The following is a 24,409-nucleotide window of genomic DNA, read 5'->3' as shown; positions in this document are numbered from 1 at the left end:
ACGCACGGACATCATGCGCAAACAGCTCAGCTCACCGGCCCGGTCACCACGTCTTGCCTTGCTCGCGACGAGCCTCGGCTTCGTCATCATCTGTCTCGACGTCACGGTGGTGAACGTCGCGCTCGCACGAATGCGCGATGGCCTCGGCCTCGATTCGACGGCGCTGGAATGGATCGTCAACGCGTACACGCTGGCGTTCGCGAGTCTGCTGCTGACCGCCGGCGCGTTGGCCGACCGGTTCGGCGCGCGCCGCATGTTTGTCGCCGGGTTCGTGGTGTTTACCTGCGCATCGGTGGGGTGCGGGCTGTCGGATGGCGCCGCGCTGCTGGTTGGGTCGCGGATGGTGCAGGGCATCGGCGCGGCGCTGTGCGTGCCGTCGTCGCTGGCGCTGCTCGGCGCGGCGTTTCCGGAGCCGCAGGCACGGGCCAGGGCGGTCAGCTTCTGGGCGGGCACGGCGGCGCTCGCGCTGGGGGCGGGTCCGCTGGTCGGCGGCGTGCTCGTCGACCGCTTCGGCTGGCCGGCCATTTTTCTGATCAACGTGCCCATTGGCGTCGCGGGCATCTGGCTGACCATCGCTCATGCACCCGACACGCAGGGTCATGCGACCCGTCGCATCGACCTGGCCGGCCAGACGCTTGCCGTCGTTGCGTTGGTCGGGCTGACGTATGCGGTTGTCGAAAGCGGCAGACTGGGCTGGACTGGCATGACCGTATTGACGGGAATGGCCGTCGCGGCCGTTGCGGGCGGGCTGTTCGTCATCGTCGAGGCGCGGCAGGCGCAGCCGCTTTTACCGCTCGCGCTGTTCCGCCACGCCGCGGTGAACGTTAGCGCGCTAACGGGGCTGTCGCTGAATTTTGGCTACTACGGACTGATGTTTGCGATGAGTCTGTTTTTCCAGAACGCGCGTCACGACACGCCGCTCGAAACCGGCCTCGCGTTCCTGCCGATGACGGCGGTGGTCGCGGTCGCAAACGTCGCGTCGGGCTCGCTCACGGCGCGCTTCGGTTATCGCCTGCCGATGCTTGCCGGCCAGGCGCTGGCGGCGCTCGGCTATGTTTCGCTTGCGTTCGTGCGGGTGGATAGCAGCGCGCTAGCAGTCGCGTTGCCTCTGCTGAGTGTTGGCGTCGGTGTGGCGCTCGCGGTGCCGTCGATCAACACCGCGGTGCTGGCGCACGTGGAACCGTCGTACATGGGCATTGCGTCCGGCGTGTTGAACACCGCGCGTCAGATTGGCGGCGTGCTCGGCGTGGGGTTGTTCGGCGCCCTTGTGCGGCCGGAGTTCGACCATCTTGCCGAAGGTCTGCATCTGGCCGCGATCCTGGCCGCTACTGTGACGCTTTTGAGCCTCCTGAGCATAGTCATGGGCCTCAAGACGTCCGGATCGATGGTCACGGACGCTGCGCGTTGAGAGCATTGTCGCCGCCGCCTGCCTCATGCGCGGAAGCGCCGGCCATCACGCGCCAGCGGTCGCTGTCGAGCACGGCTCGAGCGTCGATCCGCCCGAACATGTCCAACAGAGGTGCGACGAGGCCCGTCCAGCCCGTCTGATGACTGGCCCCGAGCCCTGCACCGTTGTCGCCGTGGAAATACTCGTAGAACAGGATCAGGTCGCGCCAGTGCGGATCGTCCTGAAACTTGCTGGTTCCGCCGTAGACGGGACGTGTTCCATCCGCATCGCGCAGGAAGGTACCCGTCAGTCGCCGGACGATTTCCTGTGTCACCTCGAAAAGCGTCATGTAATGCCCGGACCCGCTCGGGCATTGCACCTTGAATTCGTCGCCGAAAAAGCTGTAGAGGTTCATCAGTGCCCTGACAACGAGCAGGTTCACCGGCATCCATACCGGACCTCGCCAATTGGAGTTCCCGCCGAACATGCCCGTATTCGATTCGGCCGGCAGGTACTGCACTTTGTAATCGGTCCCACCGATGTTGAGCACATACGGATGCTCGAGGTGATAGCGGGAGAGCGAACGGATGCCATGCGGTCCGAGGAACTCGTTCTCGTCGAGCAGGTATCCGAGCACGCGTTCGAGCTTGCGTCTGTTCAGGATCGACAGCAGCCTGCGCTCCCGATGGCCGATAAAGCCCGTATCCGTCGGAGCCACGTGGGCGAGCAGCTCCGGGTAGCGTTTGCGGAATTGGGCGATCAGCTCCATCAGTTTCGGATACCGCGTCACCGAATCTGCTTCGAATACGGTGGTCGCGCACAGCGGCAGCAGCCCCACCATCGACCTGATCTTCAGACGCATGGTCTGGCCGTCGGGAAGCCGCAGCAGATCATAGAAGAAGCCGTCATGCTCGTCCCACATGTCGTCCGGATGTTCGCCGCGCCGATCCATCGCATAGGCGATCCACATGAAGTGCTGGACGAACCTGAAGGCGATCTCCTCGTACATCGGATCGTATTCCGTCAGGATGATCGCCATCTCCAGCATGCACTGGCAATAAAAAGCCATCCACGCGGTTCCGTCCGCCTGTTCCAGCGATCCACCCGTCGGCAGCTGCGCGCTGCGATCGAATACCCCGATGTTGTCCAGCCCCAGAAAGCCGCCGGCGAACACGTTGCGTCCCGACGGGTCCTTGCGGTTCACCCACCAGTTGAAATTGAGCATCAGCCCCTGAAACGAGCGTTCGAGAAAGCGCGGGTCGGCCCGTCCCAACTCTTTGCCGTACCGGTAGAGCCAAAGCGTGGCAGCCGCATGCACGGGAGGATTGACGTCGCTGAAGTTCCACTCGTAGGCCGGAATCTGGCCGCTCGGATGGACATACAGGGTGCGCAACATCAGCAGCAATTGCTCCTGCGCGAAATCGAAGTCGACGAGCGCCAGAGAGATCGTGTGGAACGCCAGATCCCAGGCCGCGTACCACGGGTACTCCCATTTGTCTGGCATCGAGATCACGTCCGCGTTCAGCATATGGAACCACCCGGTGTTGCGCACATCGAGCCGCTCGCCGTCCAGCAACGGATGGCTCCCATGCTCGCGCAGCCACAGTTCGAGATCGAAGTAGTAGTACTGCTTGCCCCACAACATGCCCGCCAACGCCTGACGGTGCACCCGGCGCTGGTCTTCCGTCAGCGATTTCGGCGCGATGCGCTCGTAGAACTCGTCCGCATCGGCAATGCGTTCGTTGAACGTGTTCTCGAAGCCGTCGAACGCGTTGTCGTGGCTCACCGCGCTCAGGCGCAACCGGATCGTCACGCTGTCGCAGCCGGGTATGTTGCATACGTAATGGGCCGCCGCCTTGGTTCCCGTTTTGGCCGGATTCACCGCCTCGCGTTGTCCGCCGATCACATACGCGTGGAATGCGTCTTTCACATAGGGCGAAGCATTGGGCTGATTCCACAGACGCCGTGCATTGCTTTCGTTTTCCGTGAACAGCAGTTCCGTCGCGCCTTCGCAATAGAGCCAGTAGTCGCCCAGCTCATGATGGTGCGCTCGAATGACGCCCGGCGCCTCTTCGCACAGCGACGGCCTGGGATCGTCGTGGTTCTCCGACCATGTATTGCGAAACCATAGCGTTGGCAGGATTCGAAGCTGCGCCGCGTCCCGCCCGCGGTTGTGCATGCAAATGCGCACCAGGATGTCTTGTGGATCGCGCTTCGCGTATTCGACGAATACATCGAAATAGCGGTCGTCATCGAACACGCCGGTATCGAGCAGTTCGTACTCGAGTTCTTCTCGCGATCGCTTGCGGTTCGTCTCGATCAGGTCGAGGTACGGATATTCCTGCTGCGGGTACTTGTACAGATACTTCATGTACGAGTGCGTGGGCGTGCTGTCGACATAGAAGTAATATTCCTTCACGTCCTCGCCATGATTGCCCTCGCTATTGGTGAGCCCGAACAGGCGTTCCTTCAGAATCGGGTCGCGCCCGTTCCAGAGTACGAGCGCGAAGCAGAGTCGCTGCTGGTCGTCGGATACTCCGCCGAGCCCGTCTTCTCCCCACCTGTAGGCGCGTGAGCGCGCCTGATCGTGGGTGAAATAGTTCCAGGCGTCGCCATCTTCGCTGTAGTCCTCGCGGACCGTTCCCCATTGCCGCTCGCTCAAGTACGGCCCCCACTGCTTCCACGGCACCTGCGCCGCATGCGCGTCGTTCAAGCGTTTTTGTTCCGTGACATCGACGTCTGCGAGAGCCATTTCTGCCTCCGTTACGACCGGATGAACCTGCAACAGGCGGGGCGTCGCTCTATGACGATCGCCCAGCGAGCCCGGTGGATACGTGCTGCTGCGAAGCAATCCTGATGTGCGAGACGAACCACGCCGCGAGCACGAACCACCCCGCTGCGACGACGAACGCGACGACGTAGGCGGTTCCGGCACCAGCAAGCGCCTTGACCCACGACAGCATCCACCCGGTCGCCGCGGGGCCGAGGATCTGCGGCAGCACCATCGACACTTGCCAGATGCCCATGTCCTTGCCGCTGGATGCATCGTCTGGCAACACTTGCAGTGCGAGCGCCCAGTCGACGGCTTGATAGGTCCCGTAAGCGGCGCAGAAAACGAGTCCGACTGCGATCACCAGCAACAGGTTCGGACGCAACGCCAGCATGACAAAACCGATTGCGGCTCCGGCCATGATCCAGCTTGTCAGGCGGACGACGGGGACGGCGCCGTGGCGGTCGGCGAGCCGTGCGCCCAAGAGACTGGCCGGGATCGCCAGCACCACGCCGACACCAAGAAGCCCGTTCATCACACCGGTCGGATGACGAATGCCGATCACGTCCTGCAGGTAGTACAACATGAAGGTGAAGATCGACCAGATTCCCATGTTGCCGAACAGACGGGTTACCAGCACCCAGTAAAAGTTTCGGTGGAGGCGCGGATCGAGATAGAACGAGCGCATGAACGCGAGGAGTTCGAACCGTTCATGGGATCTGACAGGCGTCGGCTCGCGCGAGCCGCGAATCGTCAGCCAAAGGCAGAGCAGCATGATCGCAATGAACGTGGCCACCGTCGGATACAGGCGGCCCGGCGAATAGAGCACGACGAGCACCACGTTGCCACTGATCGTGCCGAGCACGGACATCACGTTGAGCCACGCGCTCGCGCGGTTGGTTTCCCGTTTTGGCACGACATCGGGCACCAGCCCGGCATACGGACCCGCCGCCCAGTTCCACCAGAACTGCAGATGCAGGAACGCGAGTGCATAAAGCCATACGCTCGCCCCTCTGTTGAATGAAGCAAGCCATACCAGGGCAACCGCAGTGCCGAACACGCCGGTGACGAGAAACGATCGCCGACGTCCATGTTTTGCGATGGAGCGATCTGACAGGGCGCCGGCCAGCGGCGCCACGATCATTGCAACGAATGCGCCGGACGCAATGACGGAGCCGGCCACACCTTCCTTCAATGCGGCATCGCGTCCGAGCATTTCGGCGACCTGTGACGGCACCAGCACCGGAACGACCGTCATCCATTGCGTAAACAGCGCAAACCACAGCGACGCGATCTGTATGTGACTGAGCGTCGTCAGGCGAGGGGCGGGCGGTCTGGTCGACACATTCCGGGCTGGACTGGATAGCGGCATGTCAGAGGTCCATGGGCGTCGCGCGTTTTGCTGCCCGGTCAATGCTTGCTAGCTTACGGGGCTGCAGAGAAAGATTAGAACATTTGATCTGGCTTATGCATGCGAGGGCAGTGCGTTCGTTGCCGTCGGGCGAGTACCCACGTCAAACGCAGCACCGGCACGTCGTATGGCTTGATGTCCGCGAACCAGGTGGGATATTGAATCAGCAGCCGCCCTTGCACGTCGGCCAACTTGCTCCGTGCGGCTTTCCTTCCCGCACGCGACTTCGGCCGGGGAGCACAGACTATGCCAGACACAGCAACGCATGGCGTCAGGCGCGCAATGTGCTTGCAGATAGACCCGTGGATCAAGGAGAAAAACGATGACCCTGCTCATCTATCTGGTCGGATGGATCATTTTCATTGGCGGCGTCGCGTGGGGATTGATGGCGCTGCATGTCGCGCAGCACATCATTGCCATCGTGGCCGTGATTCTGCTCGGCATCGCGGTGATTACGGGCGCTACGCGAGCGCGTAATCGAGATCGGTCGTCATAGCGAAGTTCCCTCGTGCGCCACGGCGCTCAGGTACGCTACGGCGCGCTCGCGATGTACCATTTCCGCGTGGAGTCGCACGCCGGACATCGTGGAGTACATCATGGGAAGCGCATGGAAACGCCGCTTCAAACTGCTTGTCCAGCGTTTCTGGCAGCCAACCAGCGCGTGCATGACCTGTATGCCGGGGAGCTGGGGCAACGTCATGAGCCTCACGCACTGGGCGATCGCATTCAAGACCGGGCTGCTCACCGGTGTGCTCGCGCTGCTGCTCACCTTCACGCCGGCGGCGAAGTGGTACGGGAATCGCTATAGCAACGCACTGCTCGTCGGTTGCCTGACCGCCATCGGCGATGCCTACTCTCATCTGAGCCACTACCGCTTTCATGCTCTCGAACACATCGCGACGGGGATCATGTCCGGCCTGTTTGCGCTCGCTGCGTCGTACCTGTTCGAGGATCGCGCGCGCCGCGTGCGCGCGGTATGGTCGCGTTTGTTCGGACAATCAGTGCGGTGACGAAAGCAGCTTGAAGCGCTTCCACAGCTTCTTCAATGTCCGATGATCGGCAGCGACCCGTGACGCGAGAAAGCCGCGTGCGAAGGCCGCGCCCGAGGCGGCCTCGGGCGCCGTCGTCAGCAGCGACTTCAGCAGCTGATCGGCGACGACGGCATCGTTGCGCCAGCCGAGATCGTCCTGAAGCGCGGTGAGCGCTTCGACATAGTGGCGGACGACCCGCCGCGGGCATAGCGACGCGAAGAACTCGGTGGCGTATCGAACCTTCTTCGCCGCGATGCGGGCGCGGTGACGGCTGTGATCGTCGAGATCGGCCAAACCCTTGCCACGTTTGGTCAGTTTCTTGTGCCGACGTCGCAGAACATCGGCGGCGAACGGCTTCACTGGGCTGCCGATCTCGTCGCGCTGTTCGTCGGACATCTCATCTCGCCAACCCTTGCGGCTCAACCACAGCGCCAACTGGAGCGCGAGCCGCGTATAGCGAACCGATTCGACCGCGGCCGCCGCGCGCTGCCGGTTGTCGACGGCATTCTGCTCGCAGGCCTCTCTGACGGGGCGGATCTCGTCCGTATTGCCGTCGGCGCCGGCATGTTCGAGCGTCGATGCCGCGAGCACTTCCCAGTCGCGCGCGGCGCCCAGTTCCGAGGCAATCCAGCGCAACTCCTCGTCGAAGCCGGGAGCGGCGGGGATGACCTTCGCAAACAGGTCGAGAGCCGAACGCAAGCGGCGAAGCCCCACGCGCATCTGATGGACGCTCGATGGATCGTGGCCCGACACGACGCCCAGTTCATTCGCGTGGACCTGGTCCAGACAGTTGCGCACAATGACGCAGAATGCATCCTCGATCGAATCGCGCTTGTCCAGTTGCACCGGTTGCGCTTTCACCGCCTCTCTGTGCTCGGCTACCAGCAGTGCATACCCGATATCGGCCTTGCTGCGACGATCGATATGTAGTGGCACGGTTTCGAGCATTTCCAGCGCGACGCGGTACAGCATGTCCGGATCGCCCTGTTTCAATTCCAGTTCCACGGCGGCGATCTGCACCGAGCCCGACTCCGCCTCGATGGTTCCTTCGTCGAGCGCAAGCTCGAGTTCGTCTCCGGACGGCTGGCGCAGCTCAAACGCCGAGCGATTGATCCGCGTGACGAACACTGGCTTCAGTTGGGCGGGAACGGTCTCGTCGCGAATCAGCTTCCCGCAGTCGCTGTCGTCGGGGATCTGGTCGCACAGCAGCTTCAGATCGGGCGTGTCGCTATTCACGGGCATCTCGAACTCGTCCCTGTCGAACAGGCCGGCCTTGGCCGATCCTTCAAGCTTCAGCGTCTGGATTTTCTCCTTGCCGACGCTGCGCACGCGCAGCGAAGCACCGCACCAGTGAAATGAAAACTCGGGCGTATCGAAATAGGTGCTCGTCAGCAGGCGAGGCGCCCCCGCTGTGGCTTCCGATTGCGCAAGTATCGACGCGTTACGCAACTTGCCGAGATCTTCGTTCGCAACGCGCAGCTTCAGCTCCCGTTCCATGCCGCCTCCGAAATGAGCACCATACCGTCAGACTACACCGGATTCGCTGGGCTGCGTCGCGTCCGATCGTCCCAAGTGGCCGCTCCGAACCCGACGTTTCCTGGAGACGGGTTGGGTTAGCAGCGCAAGCAGGCATTCGTGCAAAACTTGTCCACCGTCTTAGCCACCTCTTCTGTGCAAGCTTTCGTCGTGCTTAAAACGGTGATGCACGTCGACCCGATACAAGCTCACAACGACAAATAGCGAGTGTTCCCAAAGTAAATCGGGGAAAACGGTATGCGCAACTGTGGACCGACATGTTGGAACCGCCAGGCTAACGGCCCGCATTTGTGGTCGACGCCATTCGGGTCGGAATGAGGATGTGCAAATCTTGACAGCATTTTGCAAATTCCCCCGAGGATATAGAGTATGCTGAAAAAAAGACTCAAGAAACTCCCAGAAGTCGCGCCCAAAAATATTTTCCGAAATGACACTAGAGCACATTCCCCAATTCTTCGAAGGAGTAGGGCAATCATATGCCGCACAGAGTAAAAACGATCATTCTCATGGCGCGGTAACGACATTAATCGATGTGATGCAACGCGCCACCAGGCGATGCACGTAACGCAAGCGGAGCGCCAAACAGGTGAACGAATACGAGCAGCTCATAAGCAATGATTCAACAAAGAAGATCAATACATATATCCATGGCGGAAGAGCCGTCGATAACGAAACACTTTTCATTTGCATCGCAACCGAAGAAGCTTGCAAACACTTTGGAATTAAGGACTACAGTGGTGTGCTGGCAATCGTATTGGTACTTGCTGGACAACCGTTAATTCCAACTCGAGCAAAGCCAATGGGGACAACACGTGGGACATCTATTGCATCGCTGGTCCTTCGCGCACTCGTGAACGTCAATTTCAAAGAAGCAATTCTGCCTACCCTCACCAATCAATCAATGAAGAACTTCAGGTTTTCCTTGACGAGAAATCTAGGTGCATTCGTAGGACGCTGGATTCCGCAGCTAGGTATTACATTAGCAGCTTATGACGTTATAAGGATCGCCGCCTCATCTGTCATGCACTACAATAAACTGGTAAGAAACGAGGATCGTATAAATGATGCCACCACCGGAAGTTTCGGCTGAGCTGGAGGAATTCTTGCGGGAGAGAATTGGAATTCCGCCAAAAATAGCAATAAAGCCATCCAGTTCTTTAGAAGACGATTTTGGCGTCACGGGCGACGATGCGAGCAAGCTCATCAACACGTTCGCAATAACATTTAACGTTCAATCCGGCGATTTCGAATTTCTTAGATATTTTAATATGGAAGGATTCAGCGTTTGGCCATTTTCGATTCTTACCCGGTATCTTCTAAAACTCAGAGGCGTGAAAGACTACAAAAATAAAGAGCCAATTACAGTCGGAATGCTGCAGCGTGCGATTGAGCTAGGTGTGTGGGACAGCCAACGCGTATCGGAAGCGCGAAGCGCGTCGCCCGGGGAGTGACCGCCAATGGGAGTCATTGCGGCCTGCGGTCGATAAGGTCTCACCTCGTGCCATGCAGTAAGAATGCCGTACAAAACTCGCCCGAAGGCAGTGCCTTGCCCTAGGGTTTGCACGGCTCGACGCACCCCGAGTTCGCGATTCTCACAACCGTACACACGGGGACATCTTGATTAGGAAATGATCATTTCCTATAATCGCGCCATGACCACACGCCACCATCCTGCCAGACAGCCTCGAGCTCCAGGTCGTCCTCGCGAATTCGATATGGATATCGCGCTGGACGGCGCAATCCAGATTTTTCGCGAACGCGGCTATCAAGGGACGTCTCTTGGCGACCTCGGTGCCGCGATGGGCCTCACGGCCGGCAGTATCTACAAGGCGTTCACTGATAAGCGAGCGGTGTTCCTTGCCGCGCTCGAGCGCTACATCCATCTACGAAATGGCCAGTTGCAAAGCCTGCTCGACGCGGAGCAAACCGGCCGCGACAAGGTACGGGCCGTTCTACGGTTTTATGCCGAGTCCGCGGTCGGCGACGAGGGCAAGCGGGGCTGTCTCGTAGTCGGAAGCGCAATCGATCTGCTCGCTTTCGATGATGAGGTCGCCGGTCATGTCGCCGCTTCTTTGCAGCGAACGGAGCGTCTGTTGTGCCGTCTGATCCGGCTGGGCCAGACAGACGGTTCGATCGCTTCCGCCGTGGATGCGGACGCCACCGGTCGCGCCCTGTTGAGTTTGACGCAAGGTTTGAGGGTCGTCGGCAAAGTCGGGCGGCCCCGGGCGCACATAGTGGCGGCGGCGGAGCAGGCCATGCGTCTGCTGGACTAAGCACAGCAAGATATAGCATCGCATCAGTTACCAGTGCTGCTCGCCAAATTAGGAAATGACTATTTCCTAACTTAAACCGCCGATGAGAAGCAGCCGTTCAACGATGTAATCACTCAACCCAAAGGAGTCTCGTTCGTGAAAGCACTTCACTCGCCCATGCCATCTGGGCGTTCCGAAATCGTAAGCACGCTGCCAGCATCAAGGCCCGTTCCGGGGTTGGAAGGATTCGAGCACAAGTTCGCGACCGTAGACGGCTTGAGACTTCACTACGTCACCGGTGGAAACCCACAGAGCGATGTGGTCGTGTTGCTCGCGGGCTTTCCGCAGAGCTGGTTCGCGTGGCGCAACGTGATGGCGCTGCTTGCAAAGACCTATCGAATCGTCGCACCGGATCTTCCCGGACAAGGTGATTCGGATCGTCCGATGGACGGCTACGACACCCAGACCCTTGCGAGCCATGTCCACGGTTTGCTCCAGCAACTCGGAGTGACCCGGTACTTTCTCGCCGGACACGACATTGGAGCGTGGGTGGCTTTTCCGTACGCGGTGATGTTCGCCGACGAGGTCCGTCGACTTGCGCTGCTGGATGCGGGGATCCCCGGCGTGACCTTGCCCGATGCATTGCCGATTTCACCCGAGCGTGCATGGCGTACCTGGCATTTTGCGTTTCACGTCCTACCTGACCTGCCGGAAGTGCTGCTGGCCGGCAAGGAACGCGAATACCTCGACTGGTTTTTGCGGCGAAAGACGGCCAATCCCGATACTTTCACTGAAGCCGGCATCGATGAATATCTGCGCATTCTGAAGAAAGACGGCGGCTTACGCGCCGGCCTTGCGTATTACCGCGCCGCGCACGTGTCCGCCCGACAGAACGCGGAATTGAAGCAGCGAGGCATGCTCGATTTGCCACTGCTGACGCTCGGCTCCGATCAAGGGTCCATCGCCGATATGGCGACCCCTCTGCGAGCGTTTTTCACCGACGTCCAAGGCCGCACCATTAGTCACTGCGGGCACTTCATTCCCGAAGAACAACCGCGCGCGGTCGCCGACGAACTCACGGCATTCTTTGGCAGCGCATAGGGATAACGGGGCAGGTGGACGCGGGCCGCCTGGCACGGCTCAGGCGATGCGGGCGTGCTGTACGACGATCCACGCGGACCAAGCAAGCAACGCAACACCGAGCGGCTTGCCGATGGACCTGCCCCAGCGGAAGTTCTTCTCGGCCGACATGATCCCGCCCAGCGCCAGCATCCAGCCGACGCTGCCGGTGCCGACCGCGAACATCAGCAACATCAGCGCCCAACAGCAGCCGACGCAGAACGCGCCGTGACTGATGCCGAGCACGAAGCTCTCGCGGCGCGCGTTTTTGCCCCGCCAATGCCCGGTGATGAACATCAGCGGCGAGCGGCATTTGTCGAGACATCGATGTTTGAGGCTGCTGAACTGATAGAGGCCCGCGAGCGCGACGATCGCGGCGCCGATCAGCCAGCCGTTGGCAAGCAAGCTCGGAACTTGCTCGGCGGCCAGATGGAGCGCCGCGTCGAAGCCGTGCGCGACTACGCCGAACAGCGCCCACGTCGTCGCATAACCGACGATCAGAAGCGCTATCAGCGTGCGCCGGTTTTCGCGCGCGACGGTCATCCGCCGGAAGGTGTCGAACAGCGGGAAGGCGCTCGGCAGCATCATCGCCGCGATCATCAGCAGCCATGCGGCGCTGTGCAGCAGCGCCGCGATGGTGGCGCTAGCACCGGGCACCTCGCGGCATATCGGGCCGACGAGCGGCAGTTCGGCCCAGCTCGCGTGACGCAGGTAACGCGCATAGGGACCCGCGTCCCACACCCATAACGCGATCCACGCGCTGCTCGTCAATGCGACGAAGAGCGGTGCGAACAGCCGCGAGCGTGCTTGCATCTTCACGACGCGAAGTTGAACGATCCCTGAATGGCGTTATGTCCGCTCAAGGCTAGGTCGAGATCGAGCTTTTCGTGCCGCAGGCGGAAAGAGTTCGCCTTGCCGACGAAAGCAGGGGAGCCCGGTATCGTCGAAAAGATGCTTTCGACCAGCTTGGTCGGCTCGCCGGTCGGGCCGCGATAGGGCTCCAACTCGGCATCGATTGCTTCGCCGACTTTCATCCTGCCCTTGCCGTCGACGACCGTGTATTCGATCGGGACGCGTTCCACGCACACGACTTCGCCGATCAACTGCACGAGATCCGCGAGGGGGCCGCCGCGCTCGCCACGGTGCACGCTCACCAGAGCGTCGAATTGCGCGTCGCTCGCGCGCTCGTCGACGAACATCGCGACGCGCCAGCCACCTTTGAGCACATTGCCGGGAATGAATGCCGCGAACGCGATAGTCAGGCCCGAGACATCGACGCCGTCGATCGTGCCTCGCTCGTAGTGGTATGCAAGCGCGCTGCGGCAAACGCCGTTGTCGGGATCTTCTCCGATCCAGCACGGACACAGCACCTTGCATTCGCACACTTCGAGGATGCTGCCCATCAGTTGATAGCTCATTTGCACCTCCGCTGCCGGTTGAATCCGGCCGGGAAGAACATCGCCGGACATCCTCTGTTGTAGGCGTTAAGCGCGCAGTAATCAAAGCATTCGAGCGACGGCGAATGATTGAAACGGCTTACACAGTCGGTGCTTTTGCGGTGGCGGGCAGGCGTGCGCACAGCACCCGAAGCGCATCGCGCATCGCCATTTCCCACAGGCTAACTCTTATATAAGACATAAGACATTTGACCGTGGAGGGGTATTGCAATTAAAATCGCGATCGAAGCAGTGCCCGGCACAGCTTGGAGTGCCTAAAAAGCCTTTCCCTGAAACGCAAATACCAGCAGGTCCCCCATGCTTGAAAACTTTCGTGCTCACGTGGCCGCACGCGCCGCGCTCGGCATTCCTCCCCTGCCGCTGACGGCTCAGCAGACCGCCGAGCTGGTCGAACTCCTGACCAACCCGCCCGCTGGCGAAGAGCAGACGCTGCTCGACCTGATCACCAATCGCGTGCCCGCCGGCGTGGACGAGGCCGCCCGCGTGAAGGCAGGTTTCCTCGCCGCCGTGGCCAAAGGCGAGACCGCCTGCGCGCTGATCCCGCGCGCCCGCGCCACCGAACTGCTCGGCACGATGCTGGGCGGCTACAACATCCAGCCGCTGATCGAACTGCTGTCCGACGCCGAAGTGGGCACCGTGGCCGCCGACGCGCTGAAGAAGACGCTGCTGATGTTCGACCAGTTCCACGACGTCAAGGAACTGGCCGACAAGGGCAACGCCAACGCTAAGGCCGTGATGCAAAGCTGGGCCGACGCCGAATGGTTCACGAGCCGTCCCGAAGTGCCGCAAAGCCTGACCATCACCGTGTTCAAGGTGACGGGCGAAACCAATACCGACGACCTGTCCCCGGCCCCGGACGCGACCACCCGCCCGGACATCCCGCTGCACGCGCTGGCGATGCTGAAGAACGCGCGCCCCGGCATCACGCCGGAAGAAGACGGCAAGCGCGGCCCGGTCAAGTTCATCGAGTCGCTGAAGGAAAAGGGCCACCTGGTCGCGTACGTGGGCGACGTGGTCGGCACCGGCTCCTCGCGCAAGTCGGCCACCAACTCGGTGCTGTGGTTCACGGGCGAAGACATCCCCTTCATCCCGAACAAGCGCTTCGGTGGCGTGTGCCTCGGCGGCAAGATCGCCCCGATCTTCTACAACACGATGGAAGACGCCGGCGCGCTGCCGATCGAACTCGACGTGTCGAAGATGGAAATGGGCGACGTGGTCGAACTGCGCCCGTACGAAGGCCGTGCGCTGAAGAACGGTGAAGTGATCGCCGAGTTCCAGGTCAAGTCCGACGTGCTGTTCGACGAAGTGCGCGCCGGCGGCCGCATTCCGCTGATCGTCGGCCGCGGCCTGACCGCCAAGGCGCGTGAAGCGCTGGGTCTCGCTCCGTCGACGCTGTTCCGCCTGCCGCAGCAGCCGGCCAACAGCGGCAAGGGCTTCTCGCTGGCGCAGAAGATGGTCGGCCGTGCTTGCGGTCTGCCGGAAGGCCAGGGCGTCCGCCCGGGCACGTACTGCGAACCGAAGATGACCTCGGTCGGCTCGCAGGACACCACGGGCCCGATGACCCGCGACGAACTGAAGGACCTGGCGTGCCTCGGCTTCTCGGCCGATCTCGTGATGCAGTCGTTCTGCCACACCGCCGCTTATCCGAAGCCGGTGGACGTGAAGACCCACCAGACGCTGCCGAACTTCATCAGCAACCGTGGCGGCATCGCGCTGCGCCCGGGCGACGGCGTGATCCACTCGTGGCTGAACCGCATGCTGCTGCCCGACACCGTGGGCACCGGCGGCGACTCGCACACGCGCTTCCCGATCGGTATCAGCTTCCCGGCAGGTTCGGGTCTGGTCGCCTTCGCGGCCGCCACCGGCACGATGCCGCTGGACATGCCTGAATCGGTGCTGGTCCGCTTCAAGGGCAAGATGCAGCCGGGCGTGACGCTGCGTGATCTCGTCAACGCGATTCCGCTGTACGCGATCAAGCAAGGCACGCTGACGGTTGCCAAGCAAGGCAAGAAGAACATCTTCTCCGGCCGCATTCTCGAAATCGAAGGCCTGCCCGATCTTAAGGTCGAGCAAGCGTTCGAACTGTCGGATGCTTCCGCCGAGCGTTCGGCCGCCGGTTGCACGGTGCACCTGAACAAGGAACCGATCATCGAATACCTGAACAGCAACGTCACGCTGCTGAAGTGGATGATCGCCCAGGGCTACCAGGACCCGCGCAGCCTGCAGCGCCGCATCAAGGCGATGGAGCAGTGGCTGGCCGACCCTCAACTGCTGTCGCCGGATGCCGACGCCGAGTACGCAGCCGTCATCGAGATCGATCTCGCCGACATCCACGAGCCGATCGTGGCTTGCCCGAACGATCCGGACGACGTGAAGACGCTATCGGACGTGGCGGGTGCCAAGATCGACGAAGTGTTCATCGGCTCGTGCATGACCAACATCGGTCACTTCCGCGCCGCGTCGAAGCTGCTCGAAGGCAAGCGCGACATTCCGGTCAAGCTGTGGGTGGCTCCGCCGACCAAGATGGATCAGAAGCAGCTGACCGAGGAAGGCCACTACGGCGTGTTCGGCACGGCTGGTGCGCGTACCGAAATGCCGGGCTGCTCGCTGTGCATGGGTAACCAGGCTCAGGTGCGCGAAGGTGCGACGGTCATGTCGACGTCGACCCGGAATTTCCCGAACCGCCTCGGCAAGAACACGAACGTGTACCTCGGCTCGGCGGAACTGGCGGCGATCTGCTCGCGTCTGGGCAAGATCCCGACCAGGGAAGAGTACATGGCCGACATGGGCGTGCTCAATGCCAACGGCGACAAGATCTATCAATACATGAACTTCGACCAGATCGAAGACTTCAAGGAAGTCGCAGACGGCGTGACGATGTAAGTGTGCTGTCGGGCTACGGCGTGTTGTTCGCGTCGTAGCGCCACGAAATGGCGCCGCGGGCTGAATGCCTGCGGCGCCATTTTTTTGTGCGTCGCTATGCGAATCAATAGAACTCGCGCATGGGTTGAGACTCTCTCAAAATTCCCCAAACCATCTCTTCGCAGATTTTCCTTCGGTCTGCTTGACATAGCCTTTCGTGGTGTTTACGATTCGTCCGTTTTCAACGATTGGGGCTAATGCCTTGGAACCCTGTAGTAGTCGATCTTCGAGCAGTTTGACCGCCTGACCCGCAGGACGTCCGCCCCATCAAGCCGCCGTCCCGCCATCAGGCGGGACGGTGCGCGTCGCAGTATTCGTCGCAGTACCCCCCTCGCACCTTCAAATAGCTACGCACAAACCGGCGCGATTGCGCTCGTTCGTGCTTCCCGCGTTGCGCACTTCGATTCGCGCAGCGTTGTCCGTTCACGTCCGTACGGTCCTTGCAATCAGTACGGGTCTTGATTGAATAAACGCGCTCGTGCATCTGGCACGAGGAAGGAGCCCCTATGCCCGACGGTGACTCTTGTCCCTTACCTCCATCCAGTTTTTCTTCCGCCTGAGCGGAGGCTGCACCGTTTCCCGTCACTCGAGCATTGAGCATTGACGTCATGGTTCAGGCCTTCGGGCAGGCAAACCGGAACGACGCTCCGGGCAATAGCCCGGACGGAGAAACATCATGCACTTCGCTCTTCTTGTATCGAACCTGCCTCATATTCAAGAGGCACGCCCGTACTATGACTCGCTGCTCACTCTGCGTACCGGCGAGCAGCAAAACATCACATTGATCGGAAAGTGTTGGGCCGCAGTCCGCGCCCGGTTCCGCTGACTTTCTGCATTAAACATCAACTTCTTGAGGCCGCGACAGGGGTCGGCTAGCGCTCGCCCCTGCCCGGGATAGTCCATGCAAAAACAACCCTCGCATCATCACGAATCTCGTCTCAGACAGAAGGGATTTCTAACTGCATCCTCGTCCCGGGATCGCAACAGGATTTCCGCGCAGGTTGCCAGCGAAGCCGGAAACAGCATCGAAGCCACCTTGCTGCATACGCAAAGCTCCGTTGACGGCCTGGTCGACGCCGATGCCGAACAGCGCCTGCGCAGTACGGGTCCGAACGAGGTCGCGCACGACCAGCCGCCACACGCGCTGATCCAGGTGCTGCATGCTTTCTACAACCCGTTTGTGATCGTGCTGCTCGTGCTCGCCGGCATCAGCTATTGCACAGACGTCTACTTTGCCGCGGCAGCAGATCGCGACTGGACCGGCGTGAGCATCCTGCTCACGATGGTCACGGTGAGCAGCCTGCTGCGCTTCTTCCAGGAATACCGGTCGAACAAGGCAGCGGAACGGCTCAAGTCGATGGTGCGGACCACGGCTACCGTCGTGCGCCGTGCGTCGAAGGCCGGGAAGTCGGTGAAGCGCGAGATTCCGATGTCCAATCTCGTGGTCGGCGATATCGTTACGCTGCAAGCGGGCGACATGATTCCCGCCGATATTCGCCTCATCAAGTCGCGCGATCTGTTCATCAGCCAGGCCGCGCTTACGGGCGAAGCACTGCCGGTCGAGAAGTACGACACGCTCGGCGCCGTGATGCAGAAGTCGGCCGATGTCGCCGATGCGGGCCCGGCCGATCCGCTCGAACTGGCGAACGTCTGTTTCATGGGCACCAATGTGGTCAGCGGCACGGCAACGGCAGTTGTCGTCGCGACCGGTGCCGATACTTACTTCGGCGCACTCGCGAAGAACGTGACAAGCCGGAAGCGGATCGAAACGAGCTTCGATCGCGGCGTGAACAGCGTTTCGTGGCTACTGATCCGCTTCATGCTCGTCATGGTGCCCGTCGTATTCCTGATCAACGGGCTGCTCAAAGGTGACTGGCTTTCCGCTCTGACGTTCGCGCTTGCCGTCGCGGTTGGCCTTACGCCGGAAATGCTGCCGATGATCGTTTCGGCGAATCTTGCGAAAGGCGCTGTGGCTATGGCACGACGCAAGGTGGTGGTCAAGCGCCTGAACTCTGTCCAGAACTTCGGCGCGATGGACGTGTTGTGCACCGACAAGACCGGCACTCTCACGCAGGACCGGATCATCCTCGAACATCATCTGGACATCGAGGGCCGCCGCGACGACCGTATCCTCGAGCTGGCATGGCTCAACAGCTTCCATCAGAGCGGGCAGAAGAATCTGATTGACATTGCGATCGTGAGCCATGCGGAGGCGGCCGGCGTGCCACCCACGCAGGCCCACTTCGCGAAGGTCGACGAACTGCCGTTCGACTTCGTGCGCCGACGTCTGTCCGTGGTCGTCGAGCGCGCCGACGGCAGCCAACTGATGGTATCCAAAGGCGCAGTGGAGGAGATGCTTGCGGCCTGCACGCAGGTGCAGCAGGGCGATGTCGTTTGCGAGCTCGACGAGGCCGCGCGCAGTGCGATGATTGCCAGATCGCAGGAATACAACGCGGAAGGCTACCGCGTACTGGTCGTCGCCACGCGCGAAATCTCGCGAGCCGAAGCGAAACCGCAGTACCGGAACGCCGACGAAGAGCGCCTCGTGGTTCGCGGTTTCCTGACCTTTTTCGATCCACCGAAGGATTCGGCCGCACAAGCGATCCGCGCGCTGAACGAACATGGCGTGACGATCAAGGTGCTCACGGGCGACAACCCGATCGTGACGGCGAAGGTCTGCCGGGACGTCGGCCTTGATCCGGGCATCCCGGTGCTGGGGCGCGACGTCGAGCAGATGAACGACGACGAACTCTGTGCGGCGGTCGAGTGCACGACAGTCTTCGCGAAGCTCACGCCGTTGCAGAAGGCCCGCGTGGTCAAGTGTTTGCAGACCAACGACCATACGGTGGGCTTCCTCGGCGACGGCATCAACGACGCGCCCGCGCTGCGCGACGCGGACGTGGGCATTTCGGTCGACACGGGCACCGACATCGCCAAGGAAACCGCCGACATCATCCTGCTCGAAAAGAGCCTGATGGTGCTCGAAGAAGGCGTCATCAAGGGCCGGGAAACGTTCGGCAATATCCTCAAGTACCTGAACATGACTGCCAGCTCGAACTTCGGCAATGTGTTCTCGTTGCTGGTGGCGAGTGCGTTCCTACCATGGGAGCCGATGCTCGCGATGCAGTTGCTGGTCCAGAACCTGATCTACGACCTGTCGCAAATGTTCCTGCCTTGGGACAGGATGGACCCTGAATTCCTCAGGAAGCCCCGCAAGTGGGATGCCGGCAACATCAAACGTTTCATGATCTGGCTCGGGCCGACGTCGTCCGTATTCGACATCACGACCTTTTGGCTGATGTGGACGGTGTTCGGCGCCGGCGCCGCTTATCACGCCGATGGCGGCGGCCAGATCATCATGAATTCCGGCTGGTTCATCGAAGGTCTCGTGTCGCAGACGCTGGTCGTACACATGCTGCGCACGCATCGGATTCCGTTCCTGCAGAGCATGGCAGCACTGCCGGTCACGCTGTCGACGACCATTGCGATTCTCGTTGGCTGCTGGCTGCCGTTCTCGCCATTCGCATCGGCGCTTGGCTTCCAGGCGCTGGATCACCGCTACTGGGGATGGCTCGTCGCGACCATCGCCAGCTACATGCTGCTTACCCAACTCGTCAAGACCGTCTATATCCGGCGCTATGGCCGGTGGTACTGACACGGCGATTCCGCTGACGTGCGGGCGCGTCAGCGGTTGACGCAGGGCGCGGCGGCACCCGCCTGCCCGCCCGTTCCATTCATAACTTTCAGGAAGATGGTTGCATGTCGACAACAACAAAAGCAGTCCTGGACGGTTTCACAGCTGGCGCAATGGCGCTTGCGGCTTTGACAACCAACGCACAAGCCCAGAGCAGCGTGACGATGTACGGTGAACTCGACACTGGCCTCGCATGGCTGAACAACGTGGGCGGTCATGCGCAGTACAAGGCAACGAGCGGTCTGATCGACGGCAGCTTCTGGGCACTCCAGGGCAGCGAAGATCTCGGCGGCGGCAACAAGGCCATTTTTATGCTCGAACGCGGCTTCTCGATCGCGACAGGGGAGCAATTCGATGATCATCCGTCCTACGTCGGGCTGAGCAGCGACGCGTGGGGGACGGTAACGCTCGGCCATCAGTACGATTCGGTCCACGACTTCTTCGCTCCGATAACACTGACGGGCGGAGCGGGCGGCACCGCGTTCGCTCATCCGTTCGACAACGACAACGCCAACAACTCGTACTTGGCACGCAACTCGGTGAAGTACACGAGCCCGTCATTCGGCGGTTTGACCGTTGGCGGTATGTACGCACTATCGAATGCTGCCGGTCAGTTCGCAAACAACCGCGCGTATAGCTTGGGCATCAGCTACCAGAATGGTCCGTTCAACGCCGGGGCAGCGTGGCTGCATGCGAGCGGGCGTGGTGCCACCAGCACTGGTGCGTACGATGCGGTCATTGTGCCAGGCGGTGCTCGCCGCACGTTTGACGCGTTCGCGCAGACGCAGAATTCATATGGTGCAGGGGCGAACTACGCGATCGGCGACCTTACGCTCGGAGCAGCGTGGTCGCGCTCCACATTCAGCGGTCTGGTCGATGCGGACACCGGCAACCCTGCTCCTTCGGCGCAGTTCAACAACTACGAGGTCAACGCGCAATATCAGCTCATGCCGACGCTGTCGCTTGCCGGCATGTACAACTATACGAACGGTTCGAACCAGCACTGGCACCAGGCCGGCTTGCAGGCGGCTTACCTGCTATCGAGGCGTACCGATGCATACGTCGAGACGGTCTACCAGCGGGCCTCGACGGACGCGCCGGCAGTGATCAACAGCGCGGAGCCGTCATCCGGCCGTAACCAGCTGCTCATTGGCGCGGGAATCCGGCATCGGTTCTGATTGAACTGTCCACCCAGGATCGATACCCGGCCGAGGTCCGTCAACAGGGAGAACTGCGTGAATCAAACAGGCGAGACGAATCGGAGTGGCAATGTCATGCGACATGCGTTCATGATGCATGAGATACCGCGCTTGCATACGGTGCTTCACCTGATCCACGACATCGCAGACGGACCGGGCCGGCCTGATGCCCTGGCGGAGATCGCCCGGTTGGCGCGCTGCGCGCTGGTCGTTTCAGTGCCGCCTGATCCCCGGATTGTCGAACGCGACGATGCATGCAGGAATACGCTCAATCCGTGATGATCGAACGGCAAGGGACAGCGGTTCCACATCGCTGCGCCGCAAGCGAATCCCGAGTCGACAACGCGCGTCGAGCGCCCGACAATGTTTCACGAAACACGGTCGAACGGGCTGCAATCCAGTCGTTTTTTCCCACCGCAGTGCGGCTGCTCGCGCCGATGCGCGATTATTTGATGCACGTTGTCCATCAGCATGCGGCCTGCGCGTCATTGTGATGGCGGCCGATGCAATTCATCCGCCTCAACCCCATGACGGAGGCTCAAATGGAATACCTGTTGATGATCTACTCGGAAGAAAACAGCTGGAACAAGATGACCGACAGCGAGCGGCAGCAAGGCGTTGCCGCCTATCACGCGTACACCGAATCGTTGAAGAAATCGGGCGCTCTGCTGGGCGCCAACCGGCTGCAGCACTCGAACACGGCCACCACGGTGCGGCTCGTCGACGGCAAGCCGCAGGTGCTCGATGGCCCGTTTTCCGATTCGAAAGAGCAACTCGCCGGCTACTACCTGATCGACGTGCCTAACCTCGACGCGGCGATGACGTGGGCGTCGCGCTGCCCCGGCGCGGCGCACGGCGTGATGGAGGTGCGCCCGGTCTGGACCGCTCCGTACGAAGCGCCGTCTGCATGAGCTCGTCCCGCGACGCCCGAGGCGATGACGGCGTCGCGCGCTCGATCGCCGAGGCGGTCGCTCGCCGCAGCTACGGCAAGCTCGTCGCGCTGCTGGCAATGCGCACGCGCGACGTCGCCGCGGCCGAGGACGCGCTCGCCGACGCATTCGCGGCGGCGCTCGCGGACTGGCCGGCGCACGGCTGTCCGGCGAGTCCTGAAGCGTGGCTGATGACGGTTGCGCGCCGCCGGGCGATCGACGGCGCGCGTCATCGCCAGGTCGGCGACGACGTGGCGAACCAGCTGCTGATTCTCGCCGACGAAATCGACGAGTGCTCGACAGACGCGTTGCCCGACCGGCGGCTGGCGCTGCTGTTCGCGTGCACGCACCCTGCGCTCGAGGCCCCGATTCGCACGCCGCTGATGCTGCAAGTGGTGTTGGGGCTGGAAGCGAAGACGATTGCGTCGGCGTTCCTGATGTCGCCCGCCGCGATGAGCAAGCGCCTCGTGCGGGCGAAGACCAAGATCCGCGAAGCGGGCATTCCGTTCAACGTGCCCGAGCGCGAGGAGCTGCCCGGCCGGCTCGACGCGGTGCTCGAAGCGGTCTATGCGGCGTACGCGGAAGGGTGGACGGATCCGATTGGCGGCGATACCGAGCGGCGCGAGCTCGCCGACGAGGCGCTGTATCTCGCGCAACTGCTCGTCGAGCTGCTTCCGGAAGAACCTGAGACGCTGGGCCTGCTCGCGCTGATGCTGTTTGCACAGGCCCGGCGTGATGCGCGACGCGATGCGGCTGGCGACTACGTGCCGCTGTCGGCACAAGACCCTGCAACCTGGAACGCGCCGATGATCGAAACGGCGAACGCACTGCTGCGGCGCGCGAACGCGTTCAACGCAATCGGCCGCTTTCAGCTCGAGGCCGCGCTGCAATCGGCGCATGTGGATCGCTGCCGGACGGGGCGCCCGAACTGGGACGAGATCGTGCAGCTCTACGATGGGCTGCTTTCGATTGCGGCGTCGCCGGTAGTCGCAGTGAACCGCGCCCTCGCGGTGGCGGAGCGTGACGGCCCGCAGGCGGCGCTCGATGCGCTGGCGCCGTATGCGGACGATCCGAGGCTCACCGACTACCAGCCCTACTGGGCTGCACGCGCCAATCTGCTCGCGCGTGCCGGCGCGACGGCACAAGCCCTCGGTGCGTACGATCTGGCGATCGGTCTCGAGCGTGACCCGGCCGTGCGCCGGTTCCTGCAGCGCAAGCGGATGGAGCTTGCATCCGCGGGGAGCTAGCGGAGCGCGGTGCGCTGGCAACGACCCGCGGCGCCCGCGCCTGAACCTCATCGCTCCGGCTGCAACAGCCCCCAGCTGACGAGAATCGCCTGAATGCTGCGCGCGTAGCTGTCGCGCTCGCGCGGCGATTCCGAGTGATACGCGCCGATCGCGCGCCATGTGTTGCCGTAGCGCACCATCTTCTGCTTGAGCAGCCAGGCGGCCACGAAGATATTCACGCATGGGTCGGCGAGCGCGCGGTGCGGAATGCCCTGGCTCGCCAGTTCCGGAAAGTGGATCGAATTGATCTGCAATTGGCCCACGTCGATCGACCCGTTGGCATTGCGGTTGATGGCGCTCGCGTCGCCTTTCGATTCGCGCCATGCCACGGCGCGCAGCACGTGCGGATTGACGCCCTGGTAAGCGCCAGCCTTGTCGAAGCAATCATCGGCGCTCGGGGCGGCGTGCGCGGACGAACTGCCGAGGACCACCAGCGCCGCCCAGGCGCAGATGGCCCACGATCGCAAGGGGCGGAAGGCGTTGGTCTTGGGCTGGTCCATGGGTCGGGGCTCCGGGTCCGGCTTTACTGCGCCAGCGCGGAATCGAGCTGCCGCTCGATGTCCTTCAGATAGGCGCGCGATTCATCGGAGACGACGAGGCGCGGCGTCGGCATCGCGCAGTGGCAATCGCGCTTTTGCGTCTTCTTCTTGTTGCGCGAGCTCGAGCGCGGCGCGGGGAGCTCGTCATCGTCGCCGGTGGAGGGCGGCAGCATCGCGAGCGTGGGCAGCGGCGGGTAGACCTTGTCCGCGGAGGCCAGGGTGGCAGGGGGGGCGGCGGTTGCGGGCGCGCTGGCGGCGGGCTGGCCTGCCCACGCGGCCGAACTCAAGCATAGCGATGCCGCGGCGAAAGCGATCAGGCGCATCGTGTCAGCTCCCATCACGTAGCGGCTGGATCGACACGCTGTACGTCTGGTTCGCGCCGGTCGTCAGGTTTTCGAGCGCGGGTTTGAGCCCCTGCTGTGGCACGCCCCGCCAGATCGCCTCGTTGATGTACTTGAAGTCCTGGCCCAGCGCCGTCACGCGGATCACCGTGGGCCGCTTCTGCGCGGCGGCGAGCGCGCCTGCCTTGGCGAGCACCGTAGCCAGTTGCGGATCGCGCGCGCCGAGTGCATCGGCGGGAATGTCGAACTTCATGATGACGTTCGACACCGCAGGTTTCTCGGCTTGAGCCGTAGTGGGCTGTTGCACTTGTGCGCAGCCTGTCATGAACATTACGGCAAGTAAGAGCACAACGCGCGTCACATCGGGTCTCCAAAGTTTCGAGGCGATGTACGCGTTTTCGGCTTCGGAAGCTGAGACTTGATACCTCAAAGCAAACGTTTGCGAAAAAGGAGGAGTTCACTCTCCCGGTGCTGCTTCGCGGAAGGTCGCTGCGCGCACCGCCGTCTTCCAGCAAAGAACTTCTTGCCTCGGCGGG

General features: G+C 61.9%; 21 protein-coding genes. 13 read left to right on the top strand and 8 right to left on the bottom strand.

Annotation, left to right across the window (positions count from 1 at the left end; translation table 11 throughout):
• Positions 1-13: 13 nt before the first annotated feature.
• On the top strand, positions 14-1,408 hold the full coding sequence (locus QFZ91_RS05260; RefSeq protein ID WP_429566476.1) for an MFS transporter: 1,395 nt from the start codon (positions 14-16) through the stop codon (positions 1,406-1,408).
• On the opposite strand, the gene QFZ91_RS05255 is transcribed toward QFZ91_RS05260, so the two are convergent.
• Entirely contained in the window at positions 1,389-4,139 is a 2,751-nt protein-coding gene (locus QFZ91_RS05255) for an MGH1-like glycoside hydrolase domain-containing protein (protein WP_429566475.1), read from the bottom strand. The genes QFZ91_RS05260 and QFZ91_RS05255 overlap by 20 nt on opposite strands.
• A 49-nt stretch (positions 4,140-4,188) precedes the next feature.
• Positions 4,189-5,529, bottom strand: coding sequence for an MFS transporter (locus tag QFZ91_RS05250; protein ID WP_176122641.1), 1,341 nt, complete (start codon positions 5,527-5,529; stop codon positions 4,189-4,191).
• 361 nt (positions 5,530-5,890) lie between these two features.
• On the opposite strand from QFZ91_RS05250, the gene QFZ91_RS05245 reads away from it, so the two are divergent.
• The gene (locus QFZ91_RS05245) at positions 5,891-6,064 is read left to right on the top strand and encodes a hypothetical protein (RefSeq protein ID WP_013093753.1); all 174 of its coding nucleotides are present in this window, start codon (positions 5,891-5,893) and stop codon (positions 6,062-6,064) included.
• A gap of 100 nt (positions 6,065-6,164) precedes the next feature.
• Positions 6,165-6,578, top strand: coding sequence for a hypothetical protein (locus QFZ91_RS05240; RefSeq protein ID WP_176111297.1), 414 nt, complete (start codon positions 6,165-6,167; stop codon positions 6,576-6,578).
• Here QFZ91_RS05240 and QFZ91_RS05235 read toward each other — a convergent pair.
• The gene (locus QFZ91_RS05235) at positions 6,567-8,096 is read right to left on the bottom strand and encodes a CHAD domain-containing protein (protein ID WP_429566474.1); all 1,530 of its coding nucleotides are present in this window, start codon (positions 8,094-8,096) and stop codon (positions 6,567-6,569) included. The two genes, QFZ91_RS05240 and QFZ91_RS05235, sit on opposite strands and share 12 nt — an antisense overlap.
• 625 nt (positions 8,097-8,721) lie before the next feature.
• Between QFZ91_RS05235 and QFZ91_RS05230 the strand changes: the two genes are divergently transcribed.
• From QFZ91_RS05230 to QFZ91_RS05215, 4 genes are all read left to right on the top strand, one after another.
• Positions 8,722-9,225, top strand: a complete 504-nt coding sequence (locus QFZ91_RS05230) for an STM2901 family protein (protein ID WP_429566473.1) — start codon at positions 8,722-8,724, stop codon at positions 9,223-9,225.
• Positions 9,197-9,586: a DUF1493 family protein gene (locus QFZ91_RS05225; protein WP_429566472.1), complete on the top strand. Its 390-nt coding sequence runs from the start codon at positions 9,197-9,199 to the stop codon at positions 9,584-9,586. Before QFZ91_RS05230 ends, QFZ91_RS05225 begins: the two co-directional genes overlap by 29 nt.
• A gap of 264 nt (positions 9,587-9,850) precedes the next feature.
• Positions 9,851-10,408, top strand: a complete 558-nt coding sequence (locus QFZ91_RS05220; protein WP_176369214.1) for a TetR/AcrR family transcriptional regulator — start codon at positions 9,851-9,853, stop codon at positions 10,406-10,408.
• Positions 10,409-10,543: 135 nt separating this feature from the next.
• Complete coding sequence (locus QFZ91_RS05215) at positions 10,544-11,488, top strand: alpha/beta fold hydrolase (protein ID WP_429566471.1); 945 nt, start codon at positions 10,544-10,546, stop codon at positions 11,486-11,488.
• Between the two features lie 39 nt (positions 11,489-11,527).
• Here the strand turns inward: QFZ91_RS05215 and QFZ91_RS05210 are convergent, their stop codons facing one another.
• Positions 11,528-12,319 (bottom strand): DUF2182 domain-containing protein, encoded by a 792-nt coding sequence (locus tag QFZ91_RS05210; RefSeq protein ID WP_429566470.1) that lies wholly within the window; start codon positions 12,317-12,319, stop codon positions 11,528-11,530.
• Positions 12,320-12,321: 2 nt separating this feature from the next.
• Positions 12,322-12,924, bottom strand: a complete 603-nt coding sequence (locus QFZ91_RS05205) for a DUF1326 domain-containing protein (RefSeq protein WP_176378302.1) — start codon at positions 12,922-12,924, stop codon at positions 12,322-12,324.
• 336 nt (positions 12,925-13,260) lie between these two features.
• Between QFZ91_RS05205 and acnB the strand changes: the two genes are divergently transcribed.
• From acnB to QFZ91_RS05175, 6 genes are all read left to right on the top strand, one after another.
• A complete protein-coding gene (gene acnB, locus QFZ91_RS05200; RefSeq protein WP_429566469.1) occupies positions 13,261-15,846 on the top strand; it encodes a bifunctional aconitate hydratase 2/2-methylisocitrate dehydratase in 2,586 nt (861 codons plus the stop codon).
• Positions 15,847-16,786: 940 nt separating this feature from the next.
• Complete coding sequence (gene mgtA, locus QFZ91_RS05195; protein ID WP_429566468.1) at positions 16,787-19,540, top strand: magnesium-translocating P-type ATPase; 2,754 nt, start codon at positions 16,787-16,789, stop codon at positions 19,538-19,540.
• A 152-nt stretch (positions 19,541-19,692) separates the two neighbouring features.
• Positions 19,693-20,757, top strand: a complete 1,065-nt coding sequence (locus tag QFZ91_RS05190; RefSeq protein WP_429566659.1) for a porin — start codon at positions 19,693-19,695, stop codon at positions 20,755-20,757.
• Positions 20,758-20,814: 57 nt separating this feature from the next.
• The gene (locus QFZ91_RS05185) at positions 20,815-21,057 is read left to right on the top strand and encodes a hypothetical protein (RefSeq protein ID WP_429566467.1); all 243 of its coding nucleotides are present in this window, start codon (positions 20,815-20,817) and stop codon (positions 21,055-21,057) included.
• A gap of 263 nt (positions 21,058-21,320) precedes the next feature.
• Positions 21,321-21,689 (top strand): YciI family protein, encoded by a 369-nt coding sequence (locus tag QFZ91_RS05180; RefSeq protein ID WP_429566466.1) that lies wholly within the window; start codon positions 21,321-21,323, stop codon positions 21,687-21,689.
• Positions 21,686-22,954, top strand: a complete 1,269-nt coding sequence (locus QFZ91_RS05175; protein ID WP_429566465.1) for an RNA polymerase sigma factor — start codon at positions 21,686-21,688, stop codon at positions 22,952-22,954. Before QFZ91_RS05180 ends, QFZ91_RS05175 begins: the two co-directional genes overlap by 4 nt.
• Positions 22,955-23,001: 47 nt before the next feature.
• On the opposite strand, the gene QFZ91_RS05170 is transcribed toward QFZ91_RS05175, so the two are convergent.
• The 3 genes from QFZ91_RS05170 to QFZ91_RS05160 are packed head-to-tail and all read right to left on the bottom strand — an operon-like array spanning position 23,002 to position 24,234.
• On the bottom strand, positions 23,002-23,493 hold the full coding sequence (locus tag QFZ91_RS05170; protein ID WP_429566464.1) for a lytic transglycosylase domain-containing protein: 492 nt from the start codon (positions 23,491-23,493) through the stop codon (positions 23,002-23,004).
• A gap of 23 nt (positions 23,494-23,516) precedes the next feature.
• Positions 23,517-23,855, bottom strand: a complete 339-nt coding sequence (locus tag QFZ91_RS05165) for a hypothetical protein (protein ID WP_429566463.1) — start codon at positions 23,853-23,855, stop codon at positions 23,517-23,519.
• Between the two features lie 4 nt (positions 23,856-23,859).
• Positions 23,860-24,234: a hypothetical protein gene (locus QFZ91_RS05160; protein ID WP_176122630.1), complete on the bottom strand. Its 375-nt coding sequence runs from the start codon at positions 24,232-24,234 to the stop codon at positions 23,860-23,862.
• Positions 24,235-24,409 lie beyond the last annotated feature (175 nt).

Source organism: Paraburkholderia sp. JPY419, assembly GCF_050435705.1.
Taxonomy (GTDB): domain Bacteria; phylum Pseudomonadota; class Gammaproteobacteria; order Burkholderiales; family Burkholderiaceae; genus Paraburkholderia; species Paraburkholderia youngii.
Note: the sequence above shows the minus strand (reverse complement) of the source record. Positions and strands in the feature narration are given on the sequence as shown.

Excerpts from the sequence above, each read along its gene's own strand:
- QFZ91_RS05260 (WP_429566476.1), top strand. The coding sequence starts at position 14 with ATGCGCAAACAGCTCAGCTCACCGGCCCGGTCACCACGTCTTGCCTTG.
- QFZ91_RS05255 (WP_429566475.1), bottom strand. The coding sequence starts at position 4,139 with ATGGCTCTCGCAGACGTCGATGTCACGGAACAAAAACGCTTGAACGAC.
- QFZ91_RS05250 (WP_176122641.1), bottom strand. The coding sequence starts at position 5,529 with ATGCCGCTATCCAGTCCAGCCCGGAATGTGTCGACCAGACCGCCCGCC.
- QFZ91_RS05245 (WP_013093753.1), top strand. The coding sequence starts at position 5,891 with ATGACCCTGCTCATCTATCTGGTCGGATGGATCATTTTCATTGGCGGC.
- QFZ91_RS05240 (WP_176111297.1), top strand. The coding sequence starts at position 6,165 with ATGGGAAGCGCATGGAAACGCCGCTTCAAACTGCTTGTCCAGCGTTTC.
- QFZ91_RS05235 (WP_429566474.1), bottom strand. The coding sequence starts at position 8,096 with ATGGAACGGGAGCTGAAGCTGCGCGTTGCGAACGAAGATCTCGGCAAG.
- QFZ91_RS05225 (WP_429566472.1), top strand. The coding sequence starts at position 9,197 with ATGATGCCACCACCGGAAGTTTCGGCTGAGCTGGAGGAATTCTTGCGG.
- QFZ91_RS05220 (WP_176369214.1), top strand. The coding sequence starts at position 9,851 with ATGGATATCGCGCTGGACGGCGCAATCCAGATTTTTCGCGAACGCGGC.
- QFZ91_RS05210 (WP_429566470.1), bottom strand. The coding sequence starts at position 12,319 with ATGCAAGCACGCTCGCGGCTGTTCGCACCGCTCTTCGTCGCATTGACG.
- QFZ91_RS05205 (WP_176378302.1), bottom strand. The coding sequence starts at position 12,924 with ATGAGCTATCAACTGATGGGCAGCATCCTCGAAGTGTGCGAATGCAAG.
- acnB (WP_429566469.1), top strand. The coding sequence starts at position 13,261 with ATGCTTGAAAACTTTCGTGCTCACGTGGCCGCACGCGCCGCGCTCGGC.
- mgtA (WP_429566468.1), top strand. The coding sequence starts at position 16,787 with ATGCAAAAACAACCCTCGCATCATCACGAATCTCGTCTCAGACAGAAG.
- QFZ91_RS05190 (WP_429566659.1), top strand. The coding sequence starts at position 19,693 with ATGGCGCTTGCGGCTTTGACAACCAACGCACAAGCCCAGAGCAGCGTG.
- QFZ91_RS05180 (WP_429566466.1), top strand. The coding sequence starts at position 21,321 with ATGGAATACCTGTTGATGATCTACTCGGAAGAAAACAGCTGGAACAAG.
- QFZ91_RS05175 (WP_429566465.1), top strand. The coding sequence starts at position 21,686 with ATGAGCTCGTCCCGCGACGCCCGAGGCGATGACGGCGTCGCGCGCTCG.
- QFZ91_RS05170 (WP_429566464.1), bottom strand. The coding sequence starts at position 23,493 with ATGGACCAGCCCAAGACCAACGCCTTCCGCCCCTTGCGATCGTGGGCC.
- QFZ91_RS05165 (WP_429566463.1), bottom strand. The coding sequence starts at position 23,855 with ATGCGCCTGATCGCTTTCGCCGCGGCATCGCTATGCTTGAGTTCGGCC.